Consider the following 14,311-nt stretch of genomic DNA (forward strand, 5'->3'; position numbering starts at 1 on the left):
CGGCCGCGCGGTGCGCCCCACGTCCGTCAGAGGGTGACGCCGCGCTGCTTCAGGAAGGCCACCGGGTCGATGCCGGAGCCGTAGTTCGGCGTGGTGCGGGTCTCGAAGTGCAGGTGCGGGCCGGTGGAGTTACCGGTGGAACCGACCTTGCCGATCTCCTGCCCGGTGGTCACCTGGGTGCCGACCGGAACGGTGATCTTCGACAGGTGGGCGTACTGGGTGAAGGTGCCGGCGTCGTGCTTGACCACGATGTTGTTGCCGTACGCGCCACCCCAGCCGGCCTGGACCACGGTGCCCTTGTGCACGGTCTTCACCGAGGTACCGGTCGGCGCGGCGAAGTCCTGGCCGGAGTGCTTGTTCGCCCAGCGGTCACCACCGATACCGAAGGTGGAGCCCTTCACATAGCTGTCCACCGGCTTCACCCAGGAAGCGGGAGCCTTCGCGGCGGCCTGGGTGACGGTCTGGCGCTTCGAACGGTCGGCGGCCTCCTGGCCGGCACGCTCGGCGGCGGCGGCCTCGGCCGCGGCCTTGCCCTCGGCGGCCTTCTTCTGCGCCTCCGCCTGGGCGGTGAGCGCCTTGACACCGGACTTGGACGTGGCGGCCGAGGCCATCCCCGTCTGCGGGGCGGGGTTCTCGGTCTCGCCCTGGGTGCCCAGCGCGACTCCGGTCCCCAGCACGGCGGTGGCTCCGACACCGGCGGCCATGAAGGCGGCGCGGCGGCGCAGGGGAGTCATGTCGGTGAGGATCTGAGCGTGCTTGAACATCAGGAGTTACCTCCGAAGTGGGGGGTTTGCGCGTTTCGCGGATTTCGTCCGCTTGCGCCCTACCTTGGTAACCCGCCCCGCCCAGGGGTTCAAGCACCCCCACTCCTACCGGAGGCCGTAGCCGGCACCCGGCCCCTCCCTCCGCCGAACGCGCCGCCGGGGGAGGCGCGGAACCCCGCCCGACCCGCCTCCGGGGCCCGGGGGCGCCACCTCCTCCCCGCTCGCCCGCCCCGTAAACGCCCCACTTCGGAGGCCGTCCGGTCACGCGGCGCACACCCCGTCCGCGCCGGGCGCCCCCGGCTCCCCCGCACCGTCTCCTAAGGCGGATAGGAGGTGAGCCGGGCCACGTGCGGCACGTCACCGGAAACCGAGATCAACGACTTCTCCGCGCCCTCCCGGCCCTCCGGACCGGAGCTCCCACCGCCCCGCCGGGCCGTGCCCCGAACCGGCGCAAGCCGGTTCACGCAGCGCCCCGCTCCCCTACCCTGGGTGCCCAGAGAGAGCTGTAGAGCTGTCGCCACAGCCACCCCGGGGGGACGGGACATGCATCCCGAGGACGCCGCGTTCGAGAAGCGCTACGCCCACGACATCATCGCCGGACACAACCACCTCACGATCTACGGCATCGATCTCAACCACTCACCCGACACCTGGCCGCTGGACACCGCCTATCTCAGCCTGGAGGCGGAGGTCGGCCCGGACGGCTCCGGAACGGCGGGCCCGCAGCCGTACCCCGCCCTCCCCGCCGAACAGGCCCTCGCCGGCCGGGACCGGGTGCTGCTGCGCGGGGTGGCGGGCTCCGGCAAGACCACCCTGGTCCAGTGGCTGGCGGTCTCCACGGCCCGGGACGAGCTGCCGGACCAGCTCGCGCCGCTCCGCGACCGGGTGCCGTTCGTCCTGCCCGTACGGCGCTTCCCGCACAAGGGGTTCCCGGCCCCCGAGGAGTTCCTGACCGCCGTACGGCACCCGTGCGCCGAGAACCAGCCGCCGGGCTGGGCCGGGCGCGTCCTGGCCGACGGGCGCGGACTGATGCTGATCGACGGGATCGACGAGGCCCCCGAGGGCCTCCGCGAGCAGCTCCGGGCCGAACTGCGGACGCTGATCGCCACCCACCCCGGCAACATCTGGCTCGTCACCTCCCGGCCCTCGGCCGTGCCCGACGCCTGGCTCGCCTCCGACGGCTTCACCGAGCTCAAGCTGGCCCCGCTGAGCCGGGACGGCGTGGCCGCGTTCATCCAGCGCTGGCACGCCGCGGCGCGGGCGGAGCGGCCCAAGGACCTGCACCGGCTGGAGGAGTACGAACGCACCCTGCTGGCAGCCGTGCGGACCACCCGCGAACTCGGCCGGCTGGCCACCAACCCGCTGATGTGCGGCCTGCTCTGCGCCCTCCACCGCGACCGGCGCGGCTATCTGCCGCGCGGCCGCCGCGCCCTGTACGACGCCGCGCTCTCCATGCTGCTGGAGCGGCGCGACCGGGAACGGGACATGGCCACGACCGACGGCATCGACCTGGCCCAGGAGTCGAAGGTCCAGCTGCTCCAGAAACTGGCCCACTGGATGCTCGTCCACGAGCGCTCGGAGATGGACGTCGGCACGGCCGTGGACACCCTGGAGCGCCATCTGCCGGCGATACCGGAGGCCCTGAAACAGGGCGGGCCCGCGGAGATCTACCGGCATCTGCTCAACCGCACCGGGCTGCTGCGGGAGCCCACGCCCGGCTCGGTGGACTTCGTCCACCGCACCTTCCAGGACTATCTGAGCGCGCGGGCCGCCGTGGAACGCCACGACTTCGACTTCCTCATCGGCCACGCCCACCAGGACGACTGGGAGGAGGTCGTCCGGATGGCCGTGGCCCTGGCCAGGCCGGACGAGTGCGCCAAGCTGCTGGAGGGTCTGCTGGCCGCCCGGCCGGGCGCCAAGCCCGTGGAGGCCCGGCACCGCAAGCTGCTCGCCGCGGCCTGCCTGGAACACGTCACCGAACTGGACCCCGGGGTGCGCGCCAGAGTGCACCAGTACACCAAGAACATGGTCCGCCCGACCACGGAGGCGGCCGCCCGCGCCCTCGGCTGGATCGGGCCGATAGCCCTGGAGATGCTGCCCGACCCGGCCGGCCTCCCCGACCGCGAGGCGTATCTGCTGGCCGTCACCGCCACGTCCATCGCCGACGACCGGGCCATCGACTACCTGGTGCGGCTGCGGCACCGCGAGTCCTGGCACCTCCGCTCCCTGCTCGCGGGCGCCTGGCGCCGGTACGACACCGACCGGTACGCCGACGAGATCATCGCCCACCTCGACGAGCGCGCCCTGGACTTCCCCGTGTCCGACCTGGAGGAGCTGCACGCGCTGCGCCGCCTCGGGGGCCGCCCGGCCGTCCAGATCGCCGGACGGTTCACCCCGGGGCAGCTGGTCGAGGGGCTCGTCGCCGAGAAGCTGACGCACCTGTGGCTCGCCTACGACCTGGGCACCCCCCTGGAGTGGCTGAGCTCGTTCCCGCGGCTGCACACCCTGAGCGTGAGCCGCCACGCCCTCCCGGTGCACGGGGTTCCGGAGGGCATACACCTGGTGACGGTCTGACGGGCGGGCCGTGACCGGCCTCCCCCGTCGCCTCCCCGCCGTACCGGCGGGCTTCCGGCATCGTCTGCGCCCGCGACGGGCGGCGCCCTAAGCTGACGCTCCGGCCACGGAGGGCGGCCAACGGGGACGCTCCGGCCGCGGAGGGCGGCGACGGGGCCGGGAGACACGGGCCCGCAGCAGCCCGCCGGACCGCTGATGGCCGCACAGCCACGCATCCGCACGCACAGCCGGGGGGAACCGGGGGATGGATCCCGCAGTCGTGGGCGCACGCGTCGCGTCCGCCGCCGTCGCACCGCTCGTCAAGAAGCTCTTCGTCCGCGAGGGCCCGGGCGCGGGCCTGCTGGACCGTCCCGTGCGCCTCTCCGGCCATCTCTCCTTCACCGGGGAGAAGCGAACCCTCACGGAGCGGGACCTGCGCAAGCTCGCCTCCGAACTCGTCCGGCGGGCGGTGGCCGCAGGGGAACGCCCGGTACCGGAGGACGAGGAAGAGGCGGTCGCCGATGCCCTGGCGCGCAGCCTGCACGCCCTCGGCGACCTCGCCATGGACGACGTCCAGGCCGTCCGCCTCGGCCACACCCACCTGGCCCGCGAACTCCGCCAGGCGGCGGACGGCCCGGACCGCCTGCTGTCCGCCGACGCGGCCGGCCTCTACGAACGCCTGCTCGACACGGCCTGCCTGCACGTCCTGCACTTCTTCACGCAGCGCTCGTCCTTCGTAGCGCGCTCGGCCGTCGAGCAGGCCCGCAGCCAGGCCGAACTGATCGCGAAGACGGACGAGTTGCTGTTGCGCGTCCCGCGCCCGGACGGCCGCGACACCGCGTTCGAGGAGCGCTACGCGGCCTACGTGGCGGAGAAGCACGGCACGCTGACGATCGTCGGCATCGACCTCCACCACACGGAGGCGGTCTGGCCGCTGGACACGGCGTATCTGAGCCTGGAGCTCCAGGACCGCGATCCGTCCTCCCCCCGGCTTTCGGGTCACGACGACTGGGTGCCCTTCGACACGAACCGCCCGGACTCGCCGCACGGATTCCCGGTCCCGGAGTACGGGGACGACTGGGCCCCGCCGGCCCTCGAAGCACCCGCCACCCCACTCCCCACCGACCGGATCTTCTCCGGCCGGGACCGCGTCCTGCTCCGCGGTGCCGCCGGTTCCGGCAAGACCACCCTCATCCAATGGCTCGCGGTCTCCACCGCCCGTGGGGAACTGCCGGAGGGGATGGCGGAGCTGCGCGGCCGGGTGCCGTTCGTGCTGCCCCTGCGCAGCGTCATCCGTGCCGGGACGCTCCCGCTGCCCGACGCCTTCCTCTCCGCCGCCCACAACCCCCTCCACGCCGCGCAGCCGGAGGGCTGGGCGGACCGCGTGCTGCGCGCCCGCCGGGGACTGCTGCTGGTCGACGGGCTGGACGAGATCCCGGAGCGGGAGCGCGAACGGGCCCGCCGCTGGCTGGCGGACCAGCTGATCGCCTATCCCGGCAACCTCTGGCTGGTCACCTCCCGCCCTTCGGCCGTGGGCGACGGCTGGCTCGCCGCCCAGGGCTTCGCCGAGCTGGCTCTAGCGCCCATGAGCGGGCAGGACGTGGCCGCCTTCGTCGACCGCTGGCACGACGCCGCCAAGGCCGGCTGCCGCACCCCCGGGCACGCCGAGCGCGCCGCCGAGCTGGACCGCTTCCGCACCGCCCTGCACACCGCCGTACTCACCAAGCGGGACCTAGGCCGGCTGGTCACCAACCCGCTGATGTGCGCCATGGTTTGCGCTTTGCACCGCGCCAGGAACGGCTATCTGCCTCCCGGCCGGAAGGAGTTGTACGAGGAAGCGCTGCGGATGCTCCTCTCCCGGCGGGACGTGGAGCGGGACATCCCGGCCCCGGACGACATCCAGCTCACCGAGGAACCGCAGATCCAGCTCCTCCAGCGGCTCGCCTACTGGCTCATCCGCAACGGCCGCACCGAACTCGACCGCGAGCACGCGGAACGCATGATCGCCGACGCGCTCCCCTCCGTACCGGCCGCGGCCCGCCAGGGCGATGCCCCGAGCGTCTTCCGCCACCTCCTCCTCCGCAGCGGTCTGCTCCGCGAACCCACCGACGGGACCGTCGACTTCGTCCACCGCACCTTCCAGGACTACCTGGGCGCCAAGGCCGCCGTGGAGGAGTGGGACATCGGCCTGCTGATCCGCAACGCGGCCGACGCCCAGTGGGAGGACGTCATCCGCATGGCCGTCGCCCACGCCCGGCCCCGCGAACGGGCGGAGATCCTGCGGGAGTTGCTGGCTTCGGCTGATGCGGCCAGGGGCACCGCCCGCATGAAGACCGACCTCCTGGCCCTGGCCTGCCTGGAGCACGCGGCGGAACTGGATCCGGCGGTGCGCACTGCCGTGGAGGAGCGCACCGCAGCTCTGATCCCACCGTGCGACACACAGCGGGCCCGGATTCTTTCGGAAGCGGGCCCGCTGGTGCTGGAACTGCTGCCCGGGCCGCAAGGGTTGACGGACAGGCAAGCCCTGCATGTCGTCACCGCCGCCTCGCATGTGCCGTCCGACGCGGCGGTCGACTTCCTCGCCCGCTTCCGCTCCCATTCTTCGCTTCTGGTGCGGTCCCAGCTCACGTGGAGCTGGCACCGGTTCGACCTCCGTCGCTACGCCGACGAGGTGATCGCTCATCTCGATCCGGATGGTCTCTTCTTCACGGCTCCGGCACCGGAGCATCTGGAGGCGCTGCTGGACCTCGGCGGACGCCCGATGCTGGAAATCCGGTCCGCGGAGGCGGCCGAACATCTGCCCGCGTACGCGCGGAGCACGCCCCTGACCCATCTGTCACTCAACCGCCTCGGGGGCGGACGAGTGCCCCTGTCGCCGTTGCGGGGTCTGAACGATCTGAAAGGCCTGGTCCTCTCCGGACGCTACGGCACGCTCGATCTCGCCGCCCTCTCGCAGCTGCGGCTGACGCACCTCTCCCTGACCGACGTTCCCGGGGAAGGCGTTACCGCCCTGCCGGACACGCTCACCTCGCTTGAACTCAGCCCGATCGACGAAGACTGGGAGCTGGCCGATCTGCCGTCCGGCGCACCGCTGGAGAATCTGTCTCTCGGCCTCAAGGAGTACTTCCACCGCGCAAAGCTGCGCCCCCGGGGAGGGCTCCGAGGGATCGGCCGGTGGCGGAGACTGCGGCGCCTCAGCCTCGGGCCGGGAAGCAGTCCACGCGAGCCAGTCGAATGGGAGGAGATCGGCGAGCTGTCCGAGCTGCGGAGACTCGCGCTCCACATCGACTCACTGGTGCATTGCGGACCGGAGTTGGTCCTCAACGGGGTCGAACACCTGCTGGTCCATTCCCGCCGTTCCGTGGATCTGTCCCGGGTCGTCCGGCACTTCCCCGGCCTGCGCAACCTCGATCTCGGCTGGGCAGCGGCATCCACAGCACAGGAGAACCTCGCCCCGTTGGCCGCCCTGCCCCATCTGCAGGTCGTCACCCTGGGCCAGCGGAACCCGGCCCGGGGCGCCGACCGCCTTCCGGAGTCGGTGAAGGTCATTCGGCGCGGCTGACCGCCGACAGGCCGACCACGGCAAGCCAAAGGGGCGGCCCCGGAACCGTTACGGTCCCGGGGCCGCCCCCTCGGCCTTGCTCTGCCGTTCAGCCCTCCGCGCGAGCGGTCACGCGTCCTTGCTGAGGTTCGGGCCCGAGCCGCCGCCCGCGGCGGACTCGATCGGCGGGGCGTCCGGCAGTGCCGACTTCTCCTCGCCGCGGAAGGTGAACTTCTTCTGGTCACCCTCGCCCTCGGTGTCCACGACCACGATGTGACCGGGGCGCAGCTCGCTGAAGAGGATCTTCTCCGAGAGCTGGTCCTCGATCTCGCGCTGGATCGTCCGGCGCAGCGGCCGGGCGCCCATGACCGGGTCGTAACCCTTCTTGGCGAGCAGCGCCTTGGCCTCGGAGCTGAGCTCCAGGCCCATGTCGCGGTCCTTGAGGCGCTCGTCCACCTTGTCGATCATCAGGTCGACGATGCGGATGATGTCTTCCTCGGTGAGCTGGTGGAAGACGACCGTGTCGTCGACGCGGTTGAGGAACTCGGGGCGGAAGTGCTGCTTGAGCTCTTCGTTGACCTTGTTCTTCATCCGCTCGTAGTTGCTCTTGACGTCGCCCTGGGCCGCGAAGCCGAGGTTGAAGCCCTTGGAGATGTCCCGGGTGCCGAGGTTGGTCGTCATGATGATGACCGTGTTCTTGAAGTCCACGACCCGGCCCTGGGAGTCGGTCAGCCGGCCGTCCTCCAGGATCTGCAACAGGGAGTTGAAGATGTCCGGGTGGGCCTTCTCGACCTCGTCGAAGAGGACCACGGAGAACGGCTTGCGGCGCACCTTCTCGGTGAGCTGGCCGCCCTCCTCGTAGCCCACGTAGCCGGGGGGCGAGCCGAAGAGCCGCGAGACGGTGTGCTTCTCGCTGAACTCCGACATGTCGAGGGAGATCAGCGCGTCCTCGTCGCCGAAGAGGAACTCGGCGAGCGTCTTGGACAGCTCGGTCTTACCGACACCGGACGGGCCGGCGAAGATGAACGAGCCACCGGGACGCTTCGGGTCCTTGAGGCCGGCGCGGGTGCGCCGGATCGCCTGGGAGAGCGCCTTGATGGCGTCCTCCTGGCCGATGACGCGCTTGTGGAGCTCGTCCTCCATGCGGAGCAGCCGCGAGGACTCCTCCTCGGTGAGCTTGAAGACCGGGATGCCGGTGGCCGTGGCGAGGACCTCGGCGATCAGCTCCTCGTCGACCTCGGCGACGACATCCATGTCGCCGGCCTTCCACTCCTTCTCCCGCTTGGCCTTCTGGGCCAGGAGCTGCTTCTCCTTGTCGCGGAGCGACGCGGCCTTCTCGAAGTCCTGGGAGTCGATCGCCGACTCCTTGTCCCGGCGGACGTTCGCGATCTTCTCGTCGAACTCGCGGAGGTCCGGCGGAGCGGTCATCCGGCGGATGCGCATCCGGGAGCCGGCCTCGTCGATCAGGTCGATCGCCTTGTCCGGCAGGAAGCGGTCGGAGATGTAGCGGTCGGCGAGCGTCGCGGCGGCCACCAGCGCCGCGTCCGTGATGGAGACGCGGTGGTGCGCCTCGTAGCGGTCGCGCAGACCCTTGAGGATCTCGATGGTGTGCGGCAGCGACGGCTCCGCGACCTGGATGGGCTGGAAGCGGCGCTCCAGGGCCGCGTCCTTCTCCAGGTGCTTGCGGTACTCGTCGAGCGTGGTGGCGCCGATGGTCTGCAGCTCACCGCGGGCGAGCATCGGCTTGAGGATGCTCGCGGCGTCGATCGCGCCCTCGGCGGCGCCCGCACCCACCAGGGTGTGGAGCTCGTCGATGAACAGGATGATGTCGCCGCGGGTGCGGATCTCCTTGAGCACCTTCTTCAGGCGCTCCTCGAAGTCACCGCGGTAGCGGGAGCCGGCGACCAGGGCACCGAGGTCGAGGGTGTAGAGGTGCTTGTCCTTGAGGGTCTCGGGCACCTCGCCCTTGACGATCGCCTGGGCCAGGCCCTCGACGACCGCCGTCTTGCCGACGCCGGGCTCGCCGATGAGGACCGGGTTGTTCTTGGTCCGGCGGGACAGCACCTGCATGACCCGCTCGATCTCCTTCTCGCGCCCGATGACCGGGTCGAGCTTGGATTCGCGGGCCGCCTGGGTGAGATTGCGGCCGAACTGGTCCAGGACGAGGGAGGTCGAGGGCGTGCCCTCGGCCGGGCCGCCGGCGGTGGCGGCCTCCTTGCCCTGGTAGCCGGAGAGCAGCTGGATGACCTGCTGCCGGACCCGGTTCAGGTCGGCGCCCAGCTTCACGAGGACCTGGGCGGCGACGCCCTCGCCCTCGCGGATCAGGCCGAGCAGGATGTGCTCGGTGCCGATGTAGTTGTGGCCGAGCTGGAGGGCCTCGCGGAGCGACAGCTCCAGGACCTTCTTGGCACGGGGAGTGAAGGGGATGTGGCCGGACGGGGCCTGCTGGCCCTGACCGATGATCTCCTCCACCTGCTGGCGGACCGCCTCGAGCGAAATCCCGAGGCTCTCCAGGGCCTTAGCGGCGACACCCTCACCCTCGTGGATCAGGCCCAGGAGGATGTGCTCGGTGCCGATGTAGTTGTGGTTGAGCATCCGGGCTTCTTCCTGAGCCAGGACGACAACCCGCCGCGCGCGGTCGGTGAACCTCTCGAACATCGTTAATCGCTCCTCAGAGCGGTCGGGCAGATCGGGGACGGTCCCCTCCCTGTCCTTCCGCATGCTAGTCCCGCAACAGGGGACAGCTCATTCCATCTGCCGACACCCGTCCGGTCTCCCCCGCTGGTTACGGGGACTTACTCCCACAAGTCTCCTGCCCCGGACAGCCGACAACAGCTCCAACCCGATGGTGCGAGACGATGTTCCCGCAGGCCAGGCATCTATCCACCTCGGCAGTACGCCGATGGCGAACGCCGGGCCGTGCCCCGGGCCCGCGGCAACCGCGCTCCGTCCCTCCCACAAGGCAAGTCTTACCCCCGGGGACCGACAGTCCATGCGGCGCGACCCCCGTCGCTCAGCTACGGGCGAACACCATTGCGCCCCCTCGGGCGCTTCGTACGCCCCCGTCGCTACCACGTTGCGTACCCGTTTGCCAACTCTGCGTAACCCATACGGGTCCGCTCAGTTGCTCCGGGCATGACCACCGCCCCCGGCCGGCCCCGCACGGTGCCCGCCGACGAACGCGCCGCCCGCGACTGGTACGAGCACGGGCTGGGCTGGCCCACGGCCGGCGGCACGCCGCTGGAACTGCTCACCGGGGTGCGCTTCGACGTCCTGGAGCTGCCCGCCGCCGCGGGGCCGGCCGTGCTGCGGCGCGTGCCGGACACCGGACCGGTCGCGCTGCACGGCACCCGCATGCGGCTGCTCGTGGCGCCCGGGAGCGCCCAGGAGCTGCCGGAGCTGCTCCGCTGGCTGGAGTGGGGCGGCGTCCCCCTGGATCTGGGCGCGCTCGGCGCGGGCGGGCGGACGGCCGCTCCCCTGGCCCGCGGGGCGGGCGACGGGCCCGTCTGGCTGCGCCCGCCCGTGCCGGGGCGCGAGGTGGAGCCGACCCTGCCCGCGGCGACGGTGCGCGGCGGGACACGGGCCGGGGGCGCCGGTGCGTCCGCCCCCGATCTCGTACGGCTCCTGGGCACGGCGGCGACGGAGTGCCACCGGGCCCGGCTGCTGCGCGGCCGGGGTCAGCCGTTCGCCTTCTCGTAGGCCTCCCGCACGGTGGCGGGGACACGGCCGCGGTCGTTGACCTCGTAACCGTTCTCCTTCGCCCAGGCGCGGATCTTCGCGGTGTCCTGGCCGCCGCCCCCGGAGGCCGCCCGGGCCTTTCCGCGACCGCCGGCCGAACGGCCGCCGGTGCGCCGCCCGCTCTTGGTGTACGGCTCCAGAAGACCCCGGAGCTTGTCCGCATTGGCGGTGGTGAGGTCGATCTCGTAAGTCTTGCCGTCGAGAGCGAACGTCACGGTCTCGTCCGCCTCGCCACCGTCGAGGTCATCAACAAGAAGGACCTGAACCTTCTGTGCCACCGGATTCCCTTTCATCGAAAAAGCAGTACGACGGAAAGCAAACCGCCTTTCAGGGAAAAACACAAACCCCCGGGTGGGGTTCAGTGCGGCATCGGCACGAGAAAGGTGCGCGTTTCGGACATAGGGTATGGGTTCCGCCGGGGAAGAGCCGTGGAAGGCGTACGGAAGGCGCGGGGCAAGGACTGCCGAAGACGGCTGAACGAAGACGCGCGAATAACCTCGCGGTCACAGGTGCAGAAGCATCCGGCTGTTGCCCAAGGTGTTCGGCTTCACCCGTTCGAGCCCGAGGAACTCGGCCACGCCCTCGTCATAGGAACGGAGGAGCTCGCTGTAGACATCGCCGTCGACGGGGGCGTCACCGATCTCCGTGAAGCCGTGCTTGGTGAAGAAGTCGACTTCGAAGGTAAGGCAGAAAATACGGCGAACCCCGAGGCGGCGGGCGGTCTGTACCAATTTCCCGAGGACCCGGTGGCCCACCCCGTGGCCCTGCACGGCGGGATCCACGGCCAGGGTGCGGACCTCCGCGAGGTCTTCCCACATCACATGGAGTGCGCCGCAGCCGACGACCCGGGCGTCCTCCGCCCGTTCGGCGACCCAGAACTCCTGGATGTCCTCGTAAAGGGTCACCGTCGCTTTGTCGAGCAGGATACCGTCACGGACGTAGCCGTCGATGAGACCGCGGATCGCCGGGACATCGCCCGTCCGCGCCCGCCGGACAGTGACCTCATTTGATACTGGGGACATGCACGGACGCTATCGTTCCGCGGCCTCCGGCCCCTCATCGGGACGGTCCAGCCGCACCACGCGGATGGCGTCCCGGAGGTCTTCCCGCTCTTCCTCGGACATCATCCCGAAGAAGGCGACAAGGGCGGCGGCGCGGTTGTCGCTGGCGGCCCACGCCTCGTTCATGAGTGCGGCGGAGTAGGCGGCCCGGGTGGAGACGGCCGTATATCGATAGGCCCGGCCTTCCGCTTCTCTGCGCACCCAGCCCTTCCGGTGCAGGTTGTCCAATACGGTCATGACCGTCGTGTAGGCGATGGGGCGTTCCTGCCGGAGGTCCTCCAGGACTTCGCGGACGGTGACCGGGCGGTTCCATCGCCACACCCGCGTCATCACGGCGTCTTCCAGCTCACCCAATGGTCGAGGCACCCGGAAACCCTAGCGGCAAAACCTGCGAATTCCGGCTATTCGGACAGAAAAAAGGGCACGGCCCGGGAACGTACGGTCCCCGGGCCGCGCCCCTCCGGCCGGTGCGGCCGGCGCGGCCGGTCATGCGGACGGCGGAGCCGTCAGGAGGCGGCGCCCTCCGGCGGCGTTCCGGGGCGGGCGGCCTCGGCGCGGGCCAGCGCCGCGTCGACGGCGGCGTCCTCCTTGGCCTTGTTGGCTCCGCCCTGGCTCTTCACGATCGTCACGATCAGCGCGATGAAGGCCACGGCCATGACCGTGGAGGGCAGAAGCGCGGCAACGTATTCCATACCGACCAGGGTAACGAGCCGGGCGCGCCGCCGGGCCTCCGGCACCCTCAGCCGGCCGCGCGCCCCTCCTCGGGCCGCTGGGGCGGCGCGGGGGCCGGGCGCCGGCGCGGCGGGAAGACTTCGGCCGGGGTCGGCACCGGGCGGGCCGGGGGCTCGGACTCGGGACCGGCCGGGCGCTCCGGCTCGGGGCGGCCGGCCGGGGGCTTCTCCGCGGGGCCGGTGTCCCGCCGCGGGCGGGGCCGCTTCGCCGGTTCGGCGGCCGTCGCCGCACGGCTGCCCGGAACGACCGGAAGGGCCGGAGAAGCCGGTAGGGCCGGAAGGGACAGAGGGGCCGGGAGGGCGGGGGCCGAGGGGCCGGGGAGGGCCGGTACGGCGAGCAGGCGCCGGGCGGCCCGCCGGGCGGGGCCCGGCACGGCCGCGAGCCGGGCCTGCGCGGGCGCCGGGGGCCGGTGGGGGGTGGCGGCCGGGGGCCGGTGCCGGGCGGCCGCCTCCGAGGCGGTGGTGCGGGCGGTGGGGCGACCGGTGCGGGCGGGGCTCACACCGCGGCGCAGCAGCGCGCGGCCGCGGGCCGCGTCGGCGGGGCTCACCGACGGGTCGGCGCAGAGCGAGCGGAGCGCGGCGAGATCCTCCTCCCCGGGCGGGCGGCCGGCGTCGGCGGCCTCCCGGAGACGGTCCAGATAGCCGGCCGACGAGCCCGGGAGGGCGGCCCGGTAGCGGGCCAGATCGGCGTGGAGGAAGGCGCGGAGCCTGTCACTCTCGCGCACCGCCTCGGCCATGTCCTCGGCGAGGCGCTCCAGTTCCCGGCGCTCCCCGGCCCGCTCGGGGCCGGGGCGGGCGGGGGCCGGGCCGGGCCGCAGGGCGAGGGCGAGGGCCCGGCGCAGGACGGACACTTCGTCGGCGCTGAACGCCAGGGCGCCGCGGGAATCAAGAGGCATGGGCATAAGCAGATTTTTACCACTTAACGGACATTATTCGCCGCGTGTGGCGCCGTCGGGCGTGCCCCGGGGGCTGTGTGCGGTCATGGGTCCCGGCGGCGGGCCCCGGCCGCGGTGGGGCGCGGACGGAGCGGTCCGGCGGGGGCGCCGCGGGCGTACGGGCCCCGCCCGGCGCCGTCCCGGCCGGTGCGTCAGGTGCGTCAGGTGCGTCAGATGCGTCAGGCGCGTCAGGCGCGGGAGACGTTGCGTTCGTAGACCAGGCGGAGGCCGATCAGCGTCAGCCAGGGCTCGTGCTCGTCGATCACCGCCGACTCGCCGAGCACCATGGGGGCGAGGCCGCCGGTCGCGATCACGGTGACATCGTCCGGGTCGTCCGCCAGTTCGGTGGCCATCCGGCCCACGACGCCGTCGACCTGGCCCGCGAAGCCGTAGAGGATGCCGGACTGCATGGCCTCGACGGTGTTCTTCCCGATGACGCTCCGCGGGCGGGCCAGCTCGATCTTGCGGAGCTGGGCGCCGCGCACCCCGAGGGCGTCCACGGAGATCTCGATGCCCGGGGCGATCACGCCGCCGACGTACTCGCCGCGCACCGACACCGCGTCGAAGGTGGTGGCCGTGCCGAAGTCGACGACCACGCAGGGGCCGCCGTACAGCTCGACGGCCGCCAGGGCGTTGATGATCCGGTCGGCGCCGACCTCCTTCGGGTTGTCCATGAGGATCGGCACACCCGTCTTGACGCCCGGTTCGACCAGCACGGCGGGCACGTCGCCGTAGTAGCGGCGGGTGACCTCGCGCAGTTCGTGCAGCACGGAGGGGACGGTGGAGCAGATCGCGATGCCCTCGATGCCGTCGCCCAGCTCGTCGCCGAGCAGCGGGTGCATGCCCATCAGGCCCTGCAGGAGCACGGCGAGTTCGTCGGCCGTGCGACGGGCGTCCGTGGAGATCCGCCAGTGCTCGACGATGTCCTCGCCGTCGAACAGGCCGAGGACGGTGTGGGTGTTGCCGACGTCGATGGTGAGCAGCATCG

At 71.9% G+C, this 14,311-nt stretch carries 11 protein-coding genes; 3 read left to right on the forward strand and 8 right to left on the reverse strand.

Annotation, left to right across the window (positions count from 1 at the left end; genetic code table 11):
- Positions 1 to 26 precede the first annotated feature (26 nt).
- Entirely contained in the window at positions 27 to 764 is a 738-nt protein-coding gene (locus tag LIX60_RS13580; protein WP_227958640.1) for a M23 family metallopeptidase, read from the reverse strand.
- Positions 765 to 1,307: 543 nt separating this feature from the next.
- Between LIX60_RS13580 and LIX60_RS13585 the strand changes: the two genes are divergently transcribed.
- Positions 1,308 to 3,338: an NACHT domain-containing NTPase gene (locus LIX60_RS13585; RefSeq protein ID WP_227958641.1), complete on the forward strand. Its 2,031-nt coding sequence runs from the start codon at positions 1,308 to 1,310 to the stop codon at positions 3,336 to 3,338.
- A 244-nt stretch (positions 3,339 to 3,582) separates the two neighbouring features.
- Positions 3,583 to 6,879: an NACHT domain-containing NTPase gene (locus LIX60_RS13590; RefSeq protein ID WP_227958642.1), complete on the forward strand. Its 3,297-nt coding sequence runs from the start codon at positions 3,583 to 3,585 to the stop codon at positions 6,877 to 6,879.
- 108 nt (positions 6,880 to 6,987) lie between these two features.
- Here LIX60_RS13590 and LIX60_RS13595 read toward each other — a convergent pair whose 3' ends face one another.
- Positions 6,988 to 9,516 carry an ATP-dependent Clp protease ATP-binding subunit gene (locus LIX60_RS13595; RefSeq protein WP_227958643.1) on the reverse strand — a complete coding sequence of 843 codons (2,529 nt, stop codon included), beginning with the start codon at positions 9,514 to 9,516 and terminating at the stop codon, positions 6,988 to 6,990.
- 477 nt (positions 9,517 to 9,993) lie between these two features.
- On the opposite strand from LIX60_RS13595, the gene LIX60_RS13600 reads away from it, so the two are divergent.
- Positions 9,994 to 10,557 (forward strand): SCO3374 family protein, encoded by a 564-nt coding sequence (locus LIX60_RS13600; protein ID WP_227958644.1) that lies wholly within the window; start codon positions 9,994 to 9,996, stop codon positions 10,555 to 10,557.
- Here LIX60_RS13600 and LIX60_RS13605 read toward each other — a convergent pair.
- The 6 genes from LIX60_RS13605 to LIX60_RS13630 form a co-directional block, all read right to left on the reverse strand.
- The gene (locus LIX60_RS13605) at positions 10,536 to 10,874 is read right to left on the reverse strand and encodes an Lsr2 family protein (protein ID WP_125625981.1); all 339 of its coding nucleotides are present in this window, start codon (positions 10,872 to 10,874) and stop codon (positions 10,536 to 10,538) included. The genes LIX60_RS13600 and LIX60_RS13605 overlap by 22 nt on opposite strands.
- Positions 10,875 to 11,099: 225 nt before the next feature.
- Positions 11,100 to 11,618, reverse strand: coding sequence for an amino-acid N-acetyltransferase (locus LIX60_RS13610; RefSeq protein ID WP_227958645.1), 519 nt, complete (start codon positions 11,616 to 11,618; stop codon positions 11,100 to 11,102).
- 9 nt (positions 11,619 to 11,627) lie between these two features.
- A complete protein-coding gene (locus LIX60_RS13615; RefSeq protein ID WP_227958646.1) occupies positions 11,628 to 12,023 on the reverse strand; it encodes a BlaI/MecI/CopY family transcriptional regulator in 396 nt (131 codons plus the stop codon).
- 140 nt (positions 12,024 to 12,163) lie between these two features.
- The gene (locus LIX60_RS13620) at positions 12,164 to 12,349 is read right to left on the reverse strand and encodes a hypothetical protein (RefSeq protein WP_227958647.1); all 186 of its coding nucleotides are present in this window, start codon (positions 12,347 to 12,349) and stop codon (positions 12,164 to 12,166) included.
- Positions 12,350 to 12,396: 47 nt separating this feature from the next.
- Positions 12,397 to 13,284 carry a hypothetical protein gene (locus LIX60_RS13625; protein ID WP_308101279.1) on the reverse strand — a complete coding sequence of 296 codons (888 nt, stop codon included), beginning with the start codon at positions 13,282 to 13,284 and terminating at the stop codon, positions 12,397 to 12,399.
- Between the two features lie 227 nt (positions 13,285 to 13,511).
- Positions 13,512 to 14,309: a type III pantothenate kinase gene (locus LIX60_RS13630; RefSeq protein WP_227958649.1), complete on the reverse strand. Its 798-nt coding sequence runs from the start codon at positions 14,307 to 14,309 to the stop codon at positions 13,512 to 13,514.
- Between the last annotated feature and the right edge of the window lie 2 nt (positions 14,310 to 14,311).

The organism is Streptomyces sp. S07_1.15, assembly GCF_020739505.1.
Classification (GTDB): domain Bacteria; phylum Actinomycetota; class Actinomycetes; order Streptomycetales; family Streptomycetaceae; genus Streptomyces; species Streptomyces xinghaiensis.